Annotated in this window: 16 protein-coding genes and 1 other RNA gene; 10 read left to right on the plus strand and 7 right to left on the minus strand. The window is 59.6% G+C overall.

Features of this window, described 5'->3' with window-relative positions; genetic code table 11:
* Positions 1-162 precede the first annotated feature (162 nt).
* Positions 163-567: a ferric iron uptake transcriptional regulator gene (gene fur, locus G7009_RS13640; RefSeq protein ID WP_181130602.1), complete on the minus strand. Its 405-nt coding sequence runs from the start codon at positions 565-567 to the stop codon at positions 163-165.
* A gap of 96 nt (positions 568-663) precedes the next feature.
* Between fur and G7009_RS13645 the strand changes: the two genes are divergently transcribed.
* The gene (locus G7009_RS13645; protein ID WP_181130603.1) at positions 664-1,188 is read left to right on the plus strand and encodes an outer membrane protein assembly factor BamE; all 525 of its coding nucleotides are present in this window, start codon (positions 664-666) and stop codon (positions 1,186-1,188) included.
* A 628-nt stretch (positions 1,189-1,816) separates the two neighbouring features.
* Here G7009_RS13645 and G7009_RS13650 read toward each other — a convergent pair.
* Positions 1,817-2,251: a type II toxin-antitoxin system RatA family toxin gene (locus G7009_RS13650; RefSeq protein WP_181130604.1), complete on the minus strand. Its 435-nt coding sequence runs from the start codon at positions 2,249-2,251 to the stop codon at positions 1,817-1,819.
* A gap of 164 nt (positions 2,252-2,415) precedes the next feature.
* Here G7009_RS13650 and smpB point away from each other — a divergent pair, with 164 nt between their 5' ends.
* Positions 2,416-2,898 carry an SsrA-binding protein SmpB gene (gene smpB, locus G7009_RS13655; protein WP_181130605.1) on the plus strand — a complete coding sequence of 161 codons (483 nt, stop codon included), beginning with the start codon at positions 2,416-2,418 and terminating at the stop codon, positions 2,896-2,898.
* Between the two features lie 235 nt (positions 2,899-3,133).
* Here the strand turns inward: smpB and G7009_RS13660 are convergent, their stop codons facing one another.
* Complete coding sequence (locus tag G7009_RS13660; protein ID WP_181130606.1) at positions 3,134-3,901, minus strand: FCD domain-containing protein; 768 nt, start codon at positions 3,899-3,901, stop codon at positions 3,134-3,136.
* Positions 3,902-4,156: 255 nt separating this feature from the next.
* Between G7009_RS13660 and G7009_RS13665 the strand changes: the two genes are divergently transcribed.
* From G7009_RS13665 to G7009_RS13700, 8 genes are all read left to right on the plus strand, one after another.
* Positions 4,157-5,824 carry a lactate permease LctP family transporter gene (locus G7009_RS13665; RefSeq protein ID WP_181130607.1) on the plus strand — a complete coding sequence of 556 codons (1,668 nt, stop codon included), beginning with the start codon at positions 4,157-4,159 and terminating at the stop codon, positions 5,822-5,824.
* 71 nt (positions 5,825-5,895) lie between these two features.
* Positions 5,896-7,041, plus strand: a complete 1,146-nt coding sequence (lldD, locus tag G7009_RS13670; protein ID WP_181130608.1) for an FMN-dependent L-lactate dehydrogenase LldD — start codon at positions 5,896-5,898, stop codon at positions 7,039-7,041.
* An 80-nt stretch (positions 7,042-7,121) separates the two neighbouring features.
* Entirely contained in the window at positions 7,122-9,932 is a 2,811-nt protein-coding gene (locus G7009_RS13675; protein WP_181130609.1) for an FAD-binding and (Fe-S)-binding domain-containing protein, read from the plus strand.
* A gap of 127 nt (positions 9,933-10,059) precedes the next feature.
* Positions 10,060-10,344, plus strand: a complete 285-nt coding sequence (locus tag G7009_RS13680) for a hypothetical protein (protein ID WP_181130610.1) — start codon at positions 10,060-10,062, stop codon at positions 10,342-10,344.
* A 100-nt stretch (positions 10,345-10,444) separates the two neighbouring features.
* Positions 10,445-10,836: a transfer-messenger RNA gene (gene ssrA, locus G7009_RS13685) on the plus strand.
* A gap of 187 nt (positions 10,837-11,023) precedes the next feature.
* Complete coding sequence (locus G7009_RS13690; protein ID WP_181130611.1) at positions 11,024-12,280, plus strand: integrase domain-containing protein; 1,257 nt, start codon at positions 11,024-11,026, stop codon at positions 12,278-12,280.
* 946 nt (positions 12,281-13,226) lie between these two features.
* Positions 13,227-14,207, plus strand: a complete 981-nt coding sequence (locus tag G7009_RS13695) for an integrase domain-containing protein (protein WP_181130612.1) — start codon at positions 13,227-13,229, stop codon at positions 14,205-14,207.
* Positions 14,204-14,479 (plus strand): hypothetical protein, encoded by a 276-nt coding sequence (locus G7009_RS13700; RefSeq protein WP_181130613.1) that lies wholly within the window; start codon positions 14,204-14,206, stop codon positions 14,477-14,479. Before G7009_RS13695 ends, G7009_RS13700 begins: the two co-directional genes overlap by 4 nt.
* A gap of 310 nt (positions 14,480-14,789) precedes the next feature.
* Here the strand turns inward: G7009_RS13700 and G7009_RS13705 are convergent, their stop codons facing one another.
* From G7009_RS13705 to G7009_RS13720, 4 genes are read right to left on the minus strand one after another with little or no spacing between them, the layout of a single operon-like run.
* Positions 14,790-17,828, minus strand: coding sequence for a type I restriction endonuclease subunit R (locus tag G7009_RS13705; protein ID WP_181130614.1), 3,039 nt, complete (start codon positions 17,826-17,828; stop codon positions 14,790-14,792).
* Positions 17,825-19,060 (minus strand): restriction endonuclease subunit S, encoded by a 1,236-nt coding sequence (locus tag G7009_RS13710; RefSeq protein WP_181130615.1) that lies wholly within the window; start codon positions 19,058-19,060, stop codon positions 17,825-17,827. The genes G7009_RS13705 and G7009_RS13710 overlap by 4 nt, the downstream gene beginning before the upstream one ends.
* On the minus strand, positions 19,057-19,194 hold the full coding sequence (locus G7009_RS13715; RefSeq protein ID WP_181130616.1) for a hypothetical protein: 138 nt from the start codon (positions 19,192-19,194) through the stop codon (positions 19,057-19,059). The genes G7009_RS13710 and G7009_RS13715 overlap by 4 nt, the downstream gene beginning before the upstream one ends.
* Positions 19,191-20,771 carry a type I restriction-modification system subunit M gene (locus G7009_RS13720; RefSeq protein WP_181130617.1) on the minus strand — a complete coding sequence of 527 codons (1,581 nt, stop codon included), beginning with the start codon at positions 20,769-20,771 and terminating at the stop codon, positions 19,191-19,193. Before G7009_RS13720 ends, G7009_RS13715 begins: the two co-directional genes overlap by 4 nt.
* Positions 20,772-20,813 lie beyond the last annotated feature (42 nt).

The raw sequence follows: 20,813 nt of genomic DNA on the forward strand, positions 1-20,813 counted from the left end.
AGCCCGCTCCCACAAGTTGAGCGCTGAACTCAGGAAGTGCACACTTCTTGTGGGAGCGGGCTTGCCCGCGAAGGGGTGCGAAGCAGCCCCAATTGCAGATTGTGGGGCTTAACTGACTGGCATTAGCCCTAGGCCGCCTTCTTGCGTTAACGAATCAATTCGTCATTTCTTCTTGCGCACATAGAGGACCAAGTTGTGGTCCACCAGCTCGAAACCGTGCTCGATGACGATTTCCTTCTGACGCTTCTCGATTTCGGCGTCGAAGAACTCGATGACTTCTCCGCTCTCCACATTGACCATATGGTCGTGGTGACCGCTATCAGCCAGCTCGAAGACTGCATGACCGCCATCGAAGTTGTGGCGAACAACCAGACCCGCCGCTTCGAACTGGGTCAGTACGCGATAGACGGTTGCCAGACCGACGTCCTCTCCAGCTTCCATCAGCGCTTTGTAGACATCCTCCGCGCTCATGTGACGCTGCTGGTTGGAGTCCAGCATCTGTAGAATCTTGACTCGAGGCAGGGTCACCTTGAGACCGGCTTTGCGTAATTCGCTATTTTCAACCATGGTGAGCTTTCTCGCCGATGCTGCTTCGCAGCTTCTCTGAATACGGGTATGATCGGTGTTTACGTGTCCAGCCAAGATAGTGGAAGTCGCCCACCGATGCAAAACACCAAGCTCTTGCTAACCAGCCTCACGTTCGTGGGACTGCTCGCACTCGCCGGTTGCTCGTTTCCCGGGGTTTACAAAATCGACATCCAGCAGGGCAATGTCGTTACGCAAGACATGATAGACCAATTGCGCCCGGGAATGACCCGCCGGCAAGTAAGGTTTATCATGGGCAACCCGCTGATCCAGGACACTTTCAATACCAATCGTTGGGATTACCTCTATAGCCTGCAACCGGGCGGCGGTCAGCGCCAGCAGGAACGCATGAGCGTGTTCTTCAACGAGGGCGACCAGTTGGTCAATCTCTCCGGCGACTTCATGCCGGGCGTCAGTCGCGACCAGGAGATCCTCGGTAACAGCGGTGACACCTCCGTCAGCCCGACCGAGCAGCCTTCGCAGCAACAGCCTGAAGAGACACCTGCCAAGCCAGGTTCGGTGGAAGAGTCGATCCAGCGCGAGATCGACACCATTGAAGCCACCCCGGTCCCGACCCCAGCCCCGCTGGAAACCTCGCCGTAGTAAATACGGCAGGATCGAAAAGCCCGGCTATGGCCGCGATGCCGTTCACTCAAGATTTTGGGGCCGCTTTGCGGCCCTTCGGCCAGGCAAGGAAATCACCAAACTTCGATGGCCAGCGCTCAGCCTTCGGCTTCCACACGCTTCAGTGATGCTGCTGGCCTATCGCGGGACAAGCCCGCTCACCACCTAGAGCGCACCGTCGTTCCACCACACACCAGCAACCTACCGCATACCAGTGGCCCACCACACACCAGCAACCTACCGCATACCAGTGGTCCACCACACACCAGCAACCTACCGCATACCAGCGGTCCACCACACACCAGCAACCTACCGCACATCAGTGGCCCACCACACACCAGTGACCTACCGCACATCAGTGGTCCACCACACACCAGCAACCTACCGCACACCAGCGATCCACCACACACCAGTAACCTATCGCATACCAGTGGCCCGTCGCATACCAGTGGCGAGCGGGCTTGCCCCGCGATAGGCCGCCAGCATCACTGAAAATCCCAGCAGCCGAAGGCTGAGCGTCAACATCCGAATCGAATCCTTTCGCTACCTAGAGACACCTGCCTCCAAACCCGGGCCTTTATTACCCGCAGATCACTCCCGACACGCCTTACCCATTAAGCTGCTTGGCCCGCTGACAAAACGCATCCACCAGCGTATTCGCCGCCTGATTGAACAGCGGCCCAAGCGTAGCCCGCACCAAAGGCCCCGCATAATCGAACGACAGGTCCAAACTGATCTTGCAGGCCTTCTCCCCCAGCGGCTTGAACACCCAAACCCCATGCAACTGAGAGAAAGGCCCCTCCTCAAGATTCATCTCGATCGATTGGCCGGGCACAAGCACATTGCGGGTAACGAAATGTTGGCTGAGCCCGCCCTTGGCGACCTCGAGCTTTGCCCGCATGTGCGTCTCGCCAGAGTCGATCACCGTGGACGCCGAGCACCAGGGCAAGAACTCCGGGTAGCTGGCCACATCGTTGACCAGGTCATACAGCGCCTGGGCGGGATATGGCAGCAGGGCGGAACGTTGAATATGGGTAGTCATCCAGGCGTCACTTCCAAAGCTGGGCGGCAGCGCTTCTCAGCGCATCGAAATCGAAGTCAGACATTTCCGACTGTGCTCGCATTGTCCGGGATTCATCCCACAGGCTCAAGCACACCGCTACCCCGTAGCGGTCAGCGCGATGACTGCCCTATAATGCCGCCCCTATGGCTAAACAAAAGAAACATCCGACCGGGACCATCGCGCAGAACAAGAAAGCGCGACACGATTACTTCATCGAACACAAGTTCGAGGCCGGACTGGTCCTGTCCGGCTGGGAAGTAAAGAGCCTGCGTGCCGGCAAGGCGCACCTCACTGACAGCTACGTGCTGCTCAAGGATGGCGAAGCCTGGCTGATGGGCAGCCACATCACCCCGCTGACCGCGGCCAGCACCCATGTCATCGCCGACCCGACGCGCACGCGCAAGCTGCTGCTCAATCGGCGTGAACTGGAACGCTTGCACGCTTCGGTACAACAAAAGGGCTACACCGCCGTGGCCCTGGCGATCTACTGGAGCAAGCACCTCATCAAGTGCGAGATTGCCCTGGGCAAGGGCAAGAAGGAATACGACAAGCGCGATACCGAGCGCGAGCGCGATTCCAACCGCGAGATGCAGCGTGCCGTGCGGAGCAAGGGCCGGGACGACTGATCCCCGCCCACGCTTGATCGAGCCTGCCCGCGACCCCGCTGGCAGGCTCGTCGCGCTTGCGTCAGGCCATCATGCAAGAACGTGCACGGTATCTTGCGGCGTTACTCCAGCGCTTAATCAGTGCCCGCTGCGCCGCTCCGAACGGGCCACCCGCTCGCCGGCAAGCTCGTCGCGCTGGCGCCAGGCAGTCACGCAAGAACTGCGCGGCGCCATGCAACACCATTCCAGCGCACCATCAGCGTCCGCTGCGCCGCTCCGAACGAGCTACCCGTTGAGCTTCCTGCTGCGCCTCTTCCAGCACTTCCTGCACATAGAGAATATGGCGGCTGGAAATCTCTCTCGCTTCTTGCGCATGCCCATCGACGATTGCCTGATACAGCGCCCGATGCTGCTCGATCAGCATGTCGCGGGTTTCGCTACGCTGCTGGTACATGCCACCAATGTTGGTCACCACATTACGCTTGAGCATGTCGAACAGCCCCCGGATGGTGTGCAGCAACACGGCGTTGTGACTGGCCTCGGCAATAGCCAGGTGAAAGCGCGCATCGGCGGCGCCCTCTTCCGCGCGACTCACCTCATCGGCGCGGGCATAACAATCCTGCAGGACATCGAAGGCCTCCTTCAGGCGTTCCCGATCCGCCCCCGTGGCTCGACGGGCCGCGTAGTACGCACATGAAGCTTCCAAGGTATGGCGAAACTCCAGCAGGTCGCGTTGCGCCTCCGGGTTGTGCTCCAGCAGTTGCAACAAAGGATCGCTGAAGGTCGACCCCAGGGCTTCGGCCACATAGTTGCCGCCGCCCTGACGGCTTACCAGCAGCCCCTTGGCCACCAGCTTCTGGATGGCCTCGCGCAATGATGGCCGCGATACACCGAACTGCTCTGCCAACGCACGCTCGGCCGGCAATCGCTGACCAGAGCTCAACGTGCCCTCCAGGATCATCCCCTCGAGTCGCTCGACGATATCGTCGGACAGACGCCGCTGGCGGACTTGATCAAAAACCATCACATGCTCTCCACGAACCCCGGATGCTTTCCCGAGGTTGCCTATTCTGGCCTATCCATCTCGCCTCGACATCCATCAGCCAAGAATTTTCCTTGTCGTCCAGGCACCCATTCATCGGCATGCGACCAAAGTTTCCTACGAGACAAATTGACACACCCTGCAGAGGGCTTCTAACCTAGCGCCTAGACATTGTAAATTGGTATTACCAATTATCCAATGCCAGCGTCTGACCACAACAATTAGGGGCCACCCCATATGCAAACCTGGCAACAACTCTATTCCCCGCTCGGGAGCCTGGGCCTGTCCGCACTCGCCGCGGTCATCCCGATCGTATTCTTCTTCCTGGCCTTGGCCGTGTTCCGCATGAAGGGACATGTTGCCGGCAGCATCACCCTGGGCCTGTCCATCCTGGTGGCGATCTTCGCCTTCCAGATGCCGGCGGACATGGCGCTGGCCGCCGCGGGTTACGGCTTTGCCTATGGCCTCTGGCCGATTGCCTGGATCATCGTGGCAGCGGTGTTCCTGTACAAACTGACGGTCAAGAGCGGCCAGTTCGAAGTGATCCGCAGCTCGGTGCTGTCGATCACTGATGACCAGCGCCTGCAGGTCCTGCTGATCGGTTTCTGCTTCGGCGCCTTCCTCGAAGGCGCGGCCGGTTTCGGCGCGCCTGTCGCCATCACCGCGGCGCTGCTGGTCGGCCTGGGCTTCAATCCCCTCTACGCTGCGGGCCTGTGCCTGATCGCCAATACCGCGCCGGTGGCCTTCGGTGCCCTGGGCATTCCGATCATCGTCGCCGGCCAGGTGACGGGCATCGATGCTTTCAAGATCGGCGCCATGACCGGCCGCCAGCTGCCGCTGCTGTCGCTGTTCGTGCCGTTCTGGCTGGTGTTCATGATGGACGGCCTGCGCGGCGTCAAGGAAACCTGGCCCGCCGCTCTGGTGGCCGGACTGAGCTTTGCCGTCACCCAGTACTTCACCTCGAACTTCATCGGTCCCGAACTGCCGGATATCACCTCGGCCCTGGCCAGCCTGATCAGCCTGACGCTGTTCCTCAAGGTATGGCAGCCCAAGCGCGCGTTCGCCGGTACCGCGGGCAGTGTCGGCGCGGCCATGGTCAACGGTGGCGGCAGCCAGCCTTCACCCTACAGCCTCGGTGAAATCTTCAAGGCCTGGTCGCCGTTCCTCATCCTTACCGTGCTGGTCACCATCTGGACGCTCAAGCCCTTCAAGGGAGCCTTCGCCACCGGCGGCTCGATGTACAACTGGGTATTCAACTTCGCCATCCCGCACCTGGACCAGCTGGTGATCAAGACCGCGCCAATCGTGGCCGCACCGACGGCCATCCCGGCGGTGTTCAAGCTCGACCCGATCTCGGCGACCGGTACCGCGATTTTCCTGTCGGCGGTGATTTCCATGATCGTGCTCAAGATCAATTTCAAAACTGGTCTGACCACTTTCAAGGAGACCCTGTACGACCTGCGCTGGCCAATCCTGTCGATCGGCATGGTACTGGCCTTCGCCTTCGTCACCAACTACTCGGGCATGTCCTCGACCATGGCCCTGGTACTGGCCGGCACGGGCGCCGCCTTCCCGTTCTTCTCGCCATTCCTCGGCTGGCTGGGCGTGTTCCTGACAGGTTCCGATACCTCGTCCAACGCACTGTTCAGTTCGCTGCAGGCCACCACCGCGCACCAGATCGGTGTCAACGACACTCTGCTGGTAGCCGCCAACACCAGCGGTGGCGTGACCGGCAAGATGATTTCGCCGCAGTCCATCGCGGTCGCCTGCGCGGCCACCGGCCTGGTCGGCAAGGAATCGGACCTGTTCCGCTTCACGCTCAAGCACAGCCTGTTCTTCGCCACCATCGTCGGCCTGATTACCCTGATCCAGGCTTACTGGCTGACCGGCATGCTGGTTCACTAGATTGACTGGGGCCGGGCGTTTTTTTCGACACGCCCGGCAACCGCCCCTTTCAACCAACGCAGCGAGATCACATGATCATATCCGCCTCTACCGATTACCGCGCCGCAGCCCAGCGCAAGCTGCCGCCCTTCCTCTTCCACTACGCCGACGGCGGCGCCTACGCCGAGTACACGCTGCGCCACAACGTCGAAGACCTGGCGAGCATCGCCTTGCGTCAGCGAGTGCTGAAGAACATGTCCGAGCTGAGCCTCGAGACCACCCTGTTCAACGAAAAACTGAGCATGCCGGTAGCGCTGGCACCGATCGGCCTCGCCGGCATGTATGCCCGTCGTGGCGAGCTCCAGGCAGCTCGCGCGGCAGCGGCCCAGGGCATCCCGTTCACCATGTCGACGGTGTCCGTCTGTGCCATCGAGGAAGTCGCCCCGGCCATCGACCGGCCCATCTGGTTCCAGCTCTATGTACTGAAAGACCGCGGCTTCATGCGCAACGCCCTAGAGCGCGCCAAGGCCGCCGGCGTCAAGACCCTGGTGTTCACCGTGGACATGCCGGTGCCAGGCGCGCGCTACCGGGATGCGCATTCGGGCATGAGCGGTGCGAACGGGCCCATGCGTCGGATGTGGCAAGCCATGACCCACCCGAAATGGGCATTGGATGTCGGCCTGCTGGGCAGACCCCACGACCTCGGCAACATCTCCACCTACCGCGGCAACCCCACGGGTCTTGCGGACTACATCGGCTGGCTGGGCACCAACTTCGACCCATCCATCTCCTGGAAGGACCTGGAGTGGATCCGTGATTTCTGGGACGGCCCGATGCTGATCAAGGGCATTCTCGACCCGGAAGACGCCAGGGACGCGGTGAAATTCGGCGCCGACGGTATCGTCGTGTCCAACCACGGCGGTCGCCAGCTCGACGGCGTGCTGTCCAGCGCTCGCGCCCTGCCGGCCATCGCCGACGCGGTCAAGGGCGACATCAAGATCCTCGCCGACTCGGGTATCCGCAGCGGCCTGGACGTGGTGCGCATGATCGCCCTGGGCGCTGACGCCGTACTGATCGGCCGCGCCTTCCTCTACGCCCTGGCCACCGCCGGTGAAGCCGGCGTGAAGAACCTGCTGTCCCTGTTCGAGAAAGAAATGCGCGTGGCCATGGTGCTGACCGGCGCCAAGTCCATCAGCGAGATCACTCGCGACTCGCTGGTCCGCGAACTGGGCGCCTGATGCCTGCACCTACACGAACCACCGCCTGATTGACCGGGGCACCTGGCGCGCCAGACGCCATGGCCCCGCGAGGAGATTGCATGACCCTGCCCGCCGCGTTCCTTCACTCGGTAAACCAGCTGATTCCCGGCGAGCGACGTTTCGACGATCCGACCTCGACCCTGGCTTTCGGCACCGACGCCAGCTTCTACCGGCTGATCCCCAAGCTGGTGGTGCGCGTGGAATCCGAGGATGAAGTGGTCGCCCTGCTGCGACTCGCCCAACGCGACCGCGTCCCGGTGACCTTCCGCGCCGCCGGCACCAGCCTCTCCGGGCAAGCCATCAGCGATTCGGTGCTGATCGTCCTGGGCGACAACTGGAACGGCCGCGAGATTCGCGGTCAAGGTCAGCAGATCCGCCTGCAACCTGGCGTCATCGGCGCCCAGGCCAACGCCTGGCTGGCGCCCTTCGGCCGCAAGATCGGCCCCGACCCGGCCTCGATCAATGCCTGCAAGATCGGCGGCATCGTCGCCAACAACGCCAGCGGCATGTGCTGCGGCACCGCCCAGAACACCTACCACACCCTGGCCGGCATGCGCCTGGTACTGGCCGACGGCACTTGTCTGGACAGCGAGAATCCTGACAGCGTCGCCGCCTTCGAGCGAAGCCACGCGCCCCTGCTCGACGCCCTCGCTCGCTTGGGCCGCGAAACCCGCGCCAACACCGAACTGGCCGCCAGGATCCGTCACAAGTACCGCCTGAAGAACACCACCGGGCTTTCGCTCAACGCCCTGACCGACTACGACCAGCCGCTGGACATCCTCTACCACCTGCTGGTCGGCTCCGAAGGCACTCTGGGCTTCATCAGCGCGGTTACCTACGACACCGTGATCGACCATCCCGACAAAGCCACGGCACTCATCGTCTTCCCGGACGTCGAGACCTGCTGCACAGCCGTTACCGCGCTCAAGAACCAGCCGGTCTCGGCGGTGGAACTGCTCGACCGCCGCAGCCTGCGCTCGGTGCAGGACAAACCCGGCATGCCGGCGTTCGTCCGCCAGCTGTCGGCCAATGCCTGCGCCCTGCTGATCGAATCACGCGCCGCCAGCCAGACCCTGCTGCACGAGCAGCTCGCACAAATCATGGCGTCACTGACCGATTTCCCCGTCGAGCAGCGTATCGACTTCACCGAAGACGCCAAGGAAAACGCACGGCTCTGGGCCATCCGCAAGGACACCTTCCCCGCCGTCGGCGCCGTGCGCCAGACCGGCACCACGGTCATCATCGAAGACGTGACCTTCCCGGTCGAGCAACTGGCCATCGGCGTCAACCGCCTGATCGAGCTGTTCGAAAAGCACCGTTACGATGAAGCGATCCTGTTCGGCCACGCCTTGGAAGGCAACCTGCACTTCGTCTTCACCCAAGGCTTCAACAGCCCCGAAGAAGTCGCGCGTTACCAGGCGTTCATGGACGACGTGGCGCAACTGGTGGCCGTGGAATTCGGCGGCTCGCTCAAGGCCGAACACGGTACCGGCCGCAACATGGCCCCCTTCGTCGAGCTGGAATGGGGCAGCGATGCCTACCAGCTGATGTGGCAACTCAAGCGCCTGCTCGACCCCAACGGCATCCTCAATCCGGACGTGGTGCTCAGCGAAGATCCGCAGATCCACCTCAAGCACCTCAAGCCCTTGCCGGCGGCCGACGAGATCGTCGACAAGTGCATCGAGTGCGGTTTCTGCGAACCGGTCTGCCCGTCCAAGGGCCTGACCTTGAGCCCACGCCAGCGCATTGTCATGTGGCGCGACATCCAGGCCAAGAAACGCGCCGGCATCGATACGCGCGAGCTGCAGCGTACCTACCAGTACCAGGGCATCGACACCTGCGCGGCGACTGGCCTGTGTGCCCAGCGCTGCCCGGTCGGCATCAACACCGGCGAGCTGGTGAAAAAGCTGCGCAGCCAGGCCGCGGAGCACGTAAAGACCGCCGACTGGCTGGTCGAGCACTTCCAGGCCGCGCTGCGCGGCGCGCGCTTCACCCTCGCCGCCGCCAACGGCGCTCGCAAGCTGCTCGGCGCCCCACGCCTGAGCCGCCTCAGTGCATCACTCAGCAAGGCCAGCGGCGGCCGCCTGCCCCAGTGGACGCCCGCCATGCCACAACCCCTGCGCGCCCCCGAGACTGGCGTCGCCAGCAATGACGCCCGCCCGCGTGTCGTCTACCTGGCCGCCTGCGTATCCCGCGTCATGGGCCCCGCAGCCAGCGATCGCGAACAAGGCTCACTGCTCGACAAGACCCGCGCCCTGCTGGAAAAGGCCGGCTACCAGGTCGTCTTCCCCGACAACGCCGACAGCCTCTGCTGCGGCCAGCCGTTCGCCTCCAAGGGCTATCCCGAGCAGGCCGAACACAAGCGCCAGGAGTTGATCAACGCCCTGCTCGTCGCCAGCCGCGGCGGCCTCGACCCGATCTACTGCGACACCAGCCCCTGCACCCTACGCCTGGTCCAGGAGCTCAGCGAAACACGCCTGGATGTCTACGACCCCGTGCGCTTCATTCGCAGCCACCTGCTCGACCGCCTCGAGTTCACCCCACAGGACGAACCCGTCGCCGTGCACGTGACCTGCAGCACCCAGCACCTGGGCGAAAGCCAGGCGCTCATCGACCTCGCCCGTCGTTGCAGCAAACAGGTGGTCGTCCCCGAAGGCATCCATTGCTGCGGCTTTGCGGGCGACAAGGGCTTCACCACCCCCGAACTCAACGCCCACGCGCTGCGCAGCCTGAAAGGCGCCGTGCAGTATTGCGGCGAAGGGATCTCGACCAGCCGCACCTGCGAGATCGGCCTGTCCACCCACAGCGGCATCGACTATCACGGGTTGGTCTACCTCGTGGACCGGGTGACACGACCACGAGCGATCTGATCACCCGGATCGCTCCCGGAACGCCGTGATGCGATACCGCCATCAACCCGATTGAACCCCTGCTCACGGCGCGCAGTCCACCTAACAGGCCCACCTTCTAGAGGCCTTCACGCCCAAGGAGACACCCATGAAAGGTACTGCGCTTTCCGCTGTTCTCGCTGCCACCACCCTGCTGGCATCGCCGGTGTTCGCGGCCGACAACGATCTCTGTGCCCTGAACATGCAGAAAATCAACGACCAGATGGCCACCACCGGAGCCAATTCCGAAGGGCTGGACGATTTCCTGACCAAACATATCGACGAAGCCAAGGCCGCCCAGGCATCGGGCGACAAAGAGAAATGCATCACCATCAGCAGCAAAGTGCTGGAGCGTCTGAACAAGCAGGAAAAGGGCGACAGCAGCGGTTCGTAAGGCATCGAACGGGCGACGGGTCCGCCTGTCGACGTCGCCCGCCCGATGGCGTATACTCCACCTCACGTGCTGAAAGGCACGACAGCTAGAGCAAGACCTTGGGGCCGATTAGGATTCGACGCCGGTGATGAAACTCTAGGTGCATGCCGAGTTGGTAACAGAACTCGTAAATCCACTGTTGCAACTTTCTATAGTTGCCAATGACGAAAACTACGAGGGTTACGCTCTCGCTGCGTAAGCAGCTGAGCCCGCTCTCCTGGTAGCTTCGGCTCCAGCAATCACTAGGGGATGCCTGTAAACCCGAAGTGATTGTCATACAGAACAGGATCGTCGTGTAGCACGTTGTGGGCAAAGCGACTAAAACTTACACAACTCGTCCAAAGCACCCTGCCCGTCGGGCGGCTGCGGATTAACTCAGTAGACACGGCTAAGCATGTAGTACCGACAGCGGAGTACTGGCGGACGGGGGTTCAAATCCCCCCGGCTCCACCAAATGATCAAACAAAGACGTCCACGGACGTCTTTTTTTGTGCCTGCTAACCAGTAAAATCAATGAGTTACAGCGCTTTAGAGGGCTATAGAGGTTTTTTGAGTTCCAGTCGCTTTGGTATCCCAGGTGGTATCCCAGGCTACGCGGTGCTATTTTTAGGATACCAAAACGGTGCCGGAGGTAACTCCCATGCCTACTCAAGCAGCCCGCCTATCCGACCGCCAACTCAAAGCGGTCAAGCCAACCGGGAAGGATTTCGTCCTCAGCGACGGTGACGGCCTTCAGCTTCGCGTCAGAGCCAGCGGCTCAATGATGTGGAATTTCAACTACCGCGAACCATTGACCCGAAGCCGTATCAACATGGCCCTCGGCCCATACCCCGACCTCTCGCTAGCCAACGCTCGAAAAAAAGCCGTCGAAGCACGCGAGCAGCTCGCCCTAGGCATTGATCCCAAAGTCCAACGTGATGAGGTCAGGCAAGCCAAGCTTGCTGAGACTGAGCACACCTTCGAAAAGGTGGCCACCGCCTGGTTCGAGCTGAAGAAAGACTCGGTCACCCCGGCCTACGCCGAGGATATTTGGCGTTCGCTCACCCTGCACGTTTTCCCGAGCATGAAAACAACGCCGCTCTCGGAAATCACCGCCCCAATGGTCATCAAAATCCTCCGCCCAATCGAGGCTAAAGGCAGCCTCGAAACAGTGAAACGATTGAGCCAACGGCTCAACGAGATCATGACCTATGGAGTGAACTCCGGCCTGATACATGCGAATCCGCTGAATGGAATTCGTGCGGTGTTCAAGAAACCGAAAAAAGAAAACATGGCTGCGCTTCCACCAGAGGAGCTCCCCGAGCTCATGCTGGAGATCGCGAACGCCAGTATCAAACGCACAACCCGCTGCCTGATCGAGTGGCAATTGCACACGATGACTCGCCCCGCCGAGGCGGCGACTACTCGCTGGGCAGACATCGACTTTGAAAGGCGTGTCTGGACCATCCCACCGGAGCGGATGAAAAAGCGGCGCCCGCACAGCATCCCGTTGAGCGATCAAGCCATGGCATTGCTGGAAATACTGAAGTCCCACAGTGGTCATAGGGAATATGTCTTCCCGGCAGACCGAAACCCTCGTACTCATGCCAATAGCCAGACCGCCAACATGGCATTGAAACGCATGGGCTTCCAGGACCGCTTGGTCAGCCACGGCATGCGCTCGATGGCCAGCACCATTTTGAATGAACATGGGTGGGACCCGGAACTCGTTGAGGTCGCACTGGCGCATGTCGACAAGGATGAGGTGCGCAGCGCCTACAACCGAGCCGACTACATCGAGCGCCGACGCCCGATGATGGCCTGGTGGAGTGAGTACATCCAAAAAGCCGCCACCGGCAGCCTGCTCGCGTCTGCATACGGCCAAGTCAGAGACAAGAACGTGGTGCCGATACGCTAGCGTTGCACAGGCGCAATAACGGCGGCGACAGCAACTGAAAGTTCAAGATTCAGGGAAAGCAGCCTCGTTATTCGCTTGTCAGCGCGGGTCCATCCAAACAGGGCTGCAAAGCCGCCCTGTTTGGATGGACCTCACTTTGAAGAGCTAAAAGCCACGACGTTGTCCGGGATTTACCATGGACTTCCACCGATGGATAACCGCTTTTCACGTCCCAAGAACGTTCAATTTCGGCCCTTGACCGGGTTTATCCACAGGCGTAGAACTGGTCGTGCAAGCGCTGTCGATGACAGCACCCCATGTGACCCGAACCTTAAAGGTCACGCCGCAACCGCGGTGGTTCATCCCCCAAGTACGATTCGCGTCCGGTAGCTCGTACGGTCACTACCCATGTGATGGATGCCAACTAAACAACGTTGCCCCTGCGGCAGCCACCCTACCTTCCTGCCCAGCAGCAACTCATCCGATTGGCCATTTCGTATGCGCCAACCTGCACCCGTCTCTTTCTCCTGGAAAGAGACGGGCGCTCCTACCACTGCTGCAGCCCACGTCGCACTTGGCTTTGCGGCGATTCCCCTCGTGACAATCGGCGTGACAAACGCCGATGTCACCAGCAACAGCGGTGTAGATGATGGTGCCGCAGACCAAGGAATGGACTGTACCTGACTGACAGTCAGGCATGCCCCGGTCATCGCATTGCTGCGTTCACCCGGCTCAGGATCTTCAGGCGCTGGTCTCGTCAGCCAGTGCTGCCTCCACCCGCCCACCGGTAACGGTGTTTAGGAGGCCAGATCATGAGATGCCCTTGCTCCTGGTCGTAAGGAGCCGCCAGTCCCGCGTAGTGGACATTCCCCACAGGTCGCAGGGGCCTTGATCCCTGATAACACTCAGCATTCTTGGCGGGATGACGTGGGGCGAGGATTGGAGAACAAAAGTTGAGGTGACGGATATGGCATTGGTGGGCAGACGCGATGGCCGCAATTTCGGCTACGGCAGGCAATTGAGCTACGCAGGGCCGCAGGCGCTGAAAGACATGTTCGGCGGCGGCCATTACGGCACGGTCAAAGCGCACTGTGATCGGTGGCTGGCATTCGTGAAGTGGTGCCGCTCCGACCAGGGGCCCGGTATCAATGATGCGCGGCAGATTGATCGGAAGGTGCTGACCGGCTATGCGGCGTATCTGCGCGATGTGGTTGGGCGCGGTGACCTCGCCATCAGCACCGCACAAAATCGGCTGTCCAGCGTTAACAGGACCATGGCGGCACTTCGCGGTGATCAGCATGTGAAATTGCCCAGTCCGAGCAAGGCGTTAGGTATGCAGCGCAGCGGGGTTCGACATTCAGTGCCGCAGGGACAAGACCGCGAAAAGATAAAGCAAATCGTCGATGTTCTTTGCCGCCATCATCAGCTAAGAGCCGCTGCGATTGTTCTGTTGGCGCGAGCCACCGGCATGCGCTTGCGTGAAGCCATCTTGGCTGACCTGCCACGGCTAAGCCGTGAGGCTCGCGATCTAGGCAGGATTAACATCCAGGATGGCACCAAAGGCGGCCGCGCCGGCGCCTCGGCCCCCCGTTGGATTGCCGTGGACGAGAATGTTCGAGTTGCACTTGGGTTTGCACGCCAGGTGTCGCCTGCGGGTAGTCACAACCTGATTGCGCCAGACGAACGTTACCTAAAGATTCTGCAGGAAGTCGTCCGACCTGCGCGGGACATCCTCCATGCCCACAACCTCAATGGCTTCCATGAGCTACGAGCGGCGTACGCATGTGAGCGCTACGAGCAAATCACTCAACACCGCGCGCCTATCAACGGAGGTGAATGTTGCCGGGTAGATCGGAACCTTGATCGTGAGGCTCGGAGGCAAATCAGCCATGAGCTGGGACATGGTCGGATCGATGTGGTCGCGGCATATATTGGCGGACGGACATGAGCAAGCAATTCGATATGGAGTTGTTCTTGGCTGGCGTGCTGACCGGCTCCCAAGCGACGCGGGGGCGGCACTTGCGGCAAGCGACGATTATTCAGGCTGCTATAGCTGAGCGGTGGCAGCGGGAGACGCCTTGGGGTTGGCAGAGAAAGCATCTGGATTGGTTTTTGAGAAGTGGCTTGGAACAGCGCAGTGACGGTACGAAATATTATTATCTGCTCACCGTCAAATTGATCACTCGACGCTTGGGGGCGTCGTGGATTTTCGCTCTCTGAGCACAGACGGTCCTCCACCGGAACCGACTGCAATCGATCCAAGCGATCCGTGACTGCTGCTCAAATTGCTCACGCTCGCCAGCGGCGTGGCTCGGACAAACCTATTTCCGAGATCCCAAAACTATTTCGGGTGCACCAGTCTCCGATCTACCGAGCAATTGGCGACAGCCAACCGGTCGGCCATTTGCTGCAGTAACGGATCTCCACGCTATCAAACAGTTTTCCGCAAGCGGTAGAAAACCAGCATGAGGCAGCCTTCGGCGGTCTCATGCTGGTGGCCTGCTTTTTCTTTTTCTGGACATCACCAACATCAAGCTAGTCCGAAATAGCGCTCGAAAAACACTGCCAGCTTGCCCAGCACTGTCTGCTTCTTAGCTGCATGCCCGTTGCCCTGCGAGAACCGCGATACCGGCGGCAGAATCTTGGTGATAGCCGTACCAGCCGTGGGGACAGCGCCATTACGGAATGCATGTTCAACGAACTCACGTGCGGCCTCGGCGTTGAGGTTTTCCTCCGTGATGATGCGTTCCAGCTCCTCGGTCTTCTTGGCCGCCATGAAGTTCTGCCACTGAACGTCCACCTTGGCCGTGGTATTGACCGACTCCACGAACTGAACGATGAGATCCTTCTTGTTTCGCAGGCTGGGGCTGGAGTTGATGGCGCGTTCGATGGTGGCGCGGATTTCCTTGTCTTCCCTCGTGCCCTTTTTCTTCAGGTACTGCTCGACCAGCAACAGGATGTAATCGACGTTGATTTCCACCTGCTTGATGAGCTCGATCTCAAAGACCACGTCGTCGTTGATCGACTCCTTCTCCGCTTCGGATGTCGTGCGAAACTCGGCATATAGGTTCAGATAAACGCTCTGGTAATCCTGAAATTGCCGCTCGCTGAGAATCTCGTTCCCGGCAAAATCGTCGAAGGCCGTCAGGATATTTTTCAGCCGCAGGATCGAGCCAAACAGCTTGATGAATACCTTCTGCGCCGCTTCGCCGACGATGGCCTGTCCCAGCGGGAATTTGTCGAGCAGCTCGCCGACTCGCGCCTGGTACTCAGCGTAATACTCGGCGTAAGGCTTCAGCAGCACGATCCCTTTGGCGTCTTTGTTGCCAAACAGGGCGAGCGCATCATTGGTTTCCTGCTCCAGATTGCGGAAGGAAACGATGTTGCCGTAGGTCTTTACCGAGTTGAGGATGCGGTTGGTGCGCGAATACGCCTGGATCAGACCATGCGCCTTGAGGTTTTTGTCCACCCACAGCGTGTTCAGCGTGGTGGCGTCGAAGCCGGTGAGGAACATGTTGACCACGATGACCAGGTCCAGCTCGCGCTTTTTCAGGCGCTGCGACAGATCCTTGTAGTAGTTCTGGAACTTGTCCGCAGAGGTATCGAAGCTGGTGGCGAACAGCGCGTTGTATTCCTTGATAGCGGCGTCCAGAAAATCCCGCGAGCTTTGATCCAGCCCCTCTGCCTCGAACTCTTCTTCGCCAAGTAGGCCGTCTTCGTCGTCCTCGTTGGCAGAAAAGCTGTAGATCAGCCCTACTTTGAGCCGATGGGCCTCAGGCAGCCCCTGCTGCTGCGCGTTAAATTCAGCGTAGTATCGCTTGGCCGCATCAATCGAGGCACAGGCAAACAGCGAGTTAAACCCTGCCACTCGTTTGCCATTATGACGATAGGTGCTGGCACGCTTGGTCTTCTGATCAAAATGCTCGCGGATATAGCCTACTATCTGACTGATACGCTCCGGCGCCAACAGCGCGCGCTCCGTGTCGATGGCCGAGACCTGTTTGTCTTTGATCCGCGCCTGCATCTTGAGGGTATTGATGTAGTCGATGCGAAACGGCAAGACGTTCCTGTCGTTGATCGCGTCGACGATGGTGTAGGTGTGCAGCTTGTTGCCAAAGGCCTGCTCAGTAGTGCGACGCAACGGGTTGCCGCCGGTTCCCGAGTTCTTCGCAAAGATCGGCGTGCCGGTGAAACCGAACAGGTTGTAGCGCTTGAAGACGCGGGTAATTTCGCTGTGCATGTCGCCGAACTGACTGCGGTGGCACTCGTCGAAGATCACCACAACATGCGCGTCGTACACCGGATGCTTCTTGTTCTTGGACACGAAGCGCGAAAGCTTCTGAATAGTCGTGATGATGATACGCGCGTTCGGGTCTTCCAGCTGCTTCTGCAACACCGAGGTGGAGGCATTGGAGTTGGCTGCGCCTTTCTCGAAGCGCTCGTATTCGCGCATGGTCTGATAGTCCAGATCCTTGCGATCCACCACGAACAGAACCTTCTCGATGTCCGGCAGATCACGGGCGAGCTGTGCGGCCTTGAAGCTGGTCAGCGTCTTGCCCGAGCCCGTGGTGTGCCAGATGTAACCGCCGGCCGCCACGGTGCCCAATTGTCGGTGGTTGGTCGAGGTGGCGATGCGTTGCAGGATGCACTCGGCAGCAACGATCTGGTAGGGCCGCATCACCAGCAGTTTGCGATCCACATCGAACACGCAGTACTTGGTGAGCACGTTCAGCAACGAATGCTTGGCAAAGAAAGTCTTGGTAAAGCCCACCAACTCGGTGATGGATTGGTTACGCGCGTCGGCCCACCAACTGGTGAAGGAAAAGCTGTTGGAGGTTTTACTTTTGCTGCGCTTGCCGGACTGTTCCTGCAAGTGCCCATCGCGTACGGTGTTGCTGTAGTACTTGGTCAACGTGCCATTGCTGATCACAAACAGCTGCACGTACTCGAACAGGCCGCTGCCCGCCCAGAAGCTCTCGCGCTGGTAGCGGTTGATCTGGTTGAAGGCTTCGCGGATGTCCACGCCACGGCGTTTGAGCTCGATATGCACCATCGGCAGGCCGTTGACCAGCACTGTGACATCGAATCGCGTGGCGTGCTTGCCGCCCTGCTCGCCGGTTGGCGTTTCGTACTGATTGATCACCTGCAAGACGTTGTTGTGAATATTGGCCTTGTCGATCAGGTAGACGTTCTTGCTGCTGCCGTCATCGCGCTTCAGGACCTGGACGTGGTCTTCCTGCAGGCGCGCAGTTTTTTCCAGAATGCCGTCATTGCTGCCCGCAATGCAGGTCGCGAAGAAGCCCTGCCACTCGGCGTCGGAAAACACGAACTTGTTGAGCTGCTCCAGCCGAGCCCGCAGGTTGGCGACCAGCTCGGCCTCCGAACTGATCGTCAGGTACTCGTAGGCCTGCCGCTGCAGTTGTTCGATAAAAGCACTCTCCAGCGCCGCCTCGCTCTGGTAGCCAGTCTCGCGTACACTCAGCGCATCCGGCAGAAATTCGGCAACCACGGTGCTCTCGTTGGAGAGTGCAATGGCCTCGTAGCGATAGGGCTGGTTCTCAATGCTCATGCGGCTTCCTTGAAAGTGAGCAAACGGTCACGGTAATGCGCGTACTGCTGGCGACGGGCAGCGATCTCGGCAGGCAGACCGACGGAAATTTCATTTACCAGCGCATCGAATTTGTCGAGGATCGCGACGATGCGTGCTTGCTCCTCAGGTGAGGGAACAGGGATGGTCAGCTTGGCCAAGCTTCCTGCAGACAAGCGCTTCACCTTGGCTCGGGCGACAAACTTGTTCTTCTCCGCGTGAAACGCCGTGGTCTGGAAGTAATAGGAAACGAACCGAGGGTTCAGCGAATGCCGGAAGGCGAAGCAGTCGTCATGAATCGCCACTTCGTCACGACCGAGCCAGGTCACCGCCTTGCCCACATCCTCAACCGTCTCGCCCACGCCAGCGATTATCAAATCACCTGGCTGCGCAAAACGAAGCGACGAAACCATATCAGCGCGCACATGCGAGACCGTCTCTTCCGTAGCAGTGCCGTACTGCGTGTAGATGTCGCCATAGTGTACACAGGGAACACCGTCTTCGACGTAGTCAGCCTTGGTAAAACGTCGCCCCCGGAAGAACTCTCCGACCTCTGCCATCGCGGCCCAGCGAATATCTTGATCCCTGAAAGTGAGCAAAGCGTCGCGGTAGTACTTGTACTGCCAGCGACGCGCCTCAAGCTCCGCCTCAAGTTCCCTCTCAAACTCCGCCTCAAGCTCCGTGAAAGTGTCCAGCACTTTCACGATTTTGCGTTGGATTTCGAGGGGCGGTACCGGAATCCGAATCTTCGCAAGACTCTTTGCCGAAACGTCGATAACTTTCGTGCCCGTCGCATGCCTTTTCTTCTCTGCGAAGAAACGAGGTGTTTGGAGGTAGTAGGAGAGGTACTTCGAGTCTTGACGATGCTTAAGCACCGTTGCGTGCCCCCCAGTGACAACTTGCTCGTCGCCTAGCCACGCCACAGCCTTGCAGACGTCCTCAATATTCTCACTGGTATTTGTAATGACCAGATCGCCCGGGTCAACCTTGGCAAGGCTCCTCGCCTTCTCTACAGAAACAAACGACATTGTTTCCGTAGTCCAAGTGCCGTAATAGGTGTAAATCTGGCCGTAATGAATACAACCAATCCCTGATTCCACGAAATCAGATTTCGGCATTCCGTTACCTCGAACCAGTTCGCCTAAGTCGCCGATTGGCCTAAATTCCACCCCTTCCGGGCAAAGTTCGGCAATTAACGCCTCAATCCGGCTCATGGCTTTTTCTTCCCGATAATTTTCTTCTGCGCTGTCTTCGCGGTTGCCAGATAGGCCCCTTCCACCTCGTTCAGCTGCTCGGCTAGCCGCGCATCGATGGCGGTTGCATCGTCCCCTGTTAGCTGCTCGCTCATGCATGCACTCCTTCCAGATCCGCAACGATGGCATCGATCTGCTTTCTCAACTCCATTTGCCGGGCAACGATGCCGCTGATTTTTTCATTGAGCTCACGAATATCCAACGCTTCACTGGTGTCGGCCGGCTCGACATAGCTGGAGACGGCGATGTTGTAGCCGTTGGCGGCGATTTCGCCGTTCTCAACCATGCGAGCAAAATGGTCGATGCACTGGCGATCGGTGAATGCGTCAAGGATTTTCCGCTGGTGATCGAGCAACATCTTGTTCTTGTTGCCGCTGCGCACGAACAGGCTGGAGGCGTCGATGAACAGCGTGGCGTTGTCGCGTTTTGACTTCTTCAGCACAATGATGCAGGTTGCGATGGTGGTGCCGAAGAACAAATCCGGTGGCAACTGGATGACGGCATCGACGTAGTTGTTGTCAATCAGGTACTTGCGAATTTTGGCTTCTGCACCACCTCGATAGAGCACGCCTGGATACTCAACAATTGCCGCGGTGCCATTTACCGCAAGCCAGCTTAGAATGTGCAGGGTGAAGGCGAGGTCTGCCTTGCTCTTGGGTGCGAGTACGCCTGCCGGGGCAAAACGCGGGTCGTTGATCAGCAGCGGATTGGCATCACCATCCCATTTGATCGAGTACGGCGGATTGGAGACGATGGCCTCGAAGGGCTCGTCATCCCAGTGCGCTGGATCGGTCAGCGTATCGCCATGGGCGATGTTGAATTTCTCGTAGTTCACGTTGTGCAGGAACATGTTGATCCGGCACAGGTTGTAGGTGGTGAGGTTGATTTCCTGGCCGTAGAAGCCCTGACGCACCTTGTTGTGCCCTAGCACCTTGGAAAAGCTCAGCAACAGCGATCCGGAGCCGCAGGCCGGGTCATAAACCTTGTTAACCTCCTTCTTACCGGCCACCGTTATACGGGCCAGCAGTTCGGAGACTTCCTGAGGGGTATAGAACTCGCCACCGGACTTGCCGGCGGTAGAGGCATACATCTGCATCAGGTATTCGTAGGCGTCGCCGAACAGGTCGATGCTGTTGTCGGCAAAATTGCCCGAGCTGTTGCCCAGCGGCAGATCGCCAATGGCGTCGAGCAGCTTCACCAGCTTTTCGTTGCGCTTGGCCACGGTTGGGCCGAGCTTGCTGCTATTGACGTCCAGGTCATCGAACAGCCCCTTAAAGTCGTCCTCGCTACCAGCGCCCAACGCCGAGGCCTCGATGTCCTTGAACACTTGCGACAGAGTTTCGTTGAGGTTCGGGTCATGGCGGGCGCGCTTGCGCACATTGGCGAACAGTTGCGACGGCAGGATGTAGAAGCCCTTTTCCTGAACCGTTTCGTAACGGCCCACGATAGCGTAGGCGTCTGCCAAATCGCTGTAGTCAAAATCCGCATTACCCGCGCGGCGCTCCTGTTCGTTGAGGTAGTTGGTCAGGTTCTCCGAGATGAAGCGGTAGAACAGCATGCCGAGCACATAAGTCTTGAAGTCCCAGCCATCGACGCTGCCACGCAGGTCGTTTGCGATGCGCCAGATAGTTTTGTGCAGTTCGGCGCGTTCAAGATCTCTAGTGTTGCTCATGGGACGGTAATCACTCTCAGTTTTCGTGTCGCCGGATGACTA

It is taken from the genome of Pseudomonas capeferrum (genome assembly GCF_013523055.1).
In the GTDB taxonomy this organism is placed as follows: Bacteria; Pseudomonadota; Gammaproteobacteria; order Pseudomonadales; family Pseudomonadaceae; genus Aquipseudomonas; species Aquipseudomonas capeferrum_A.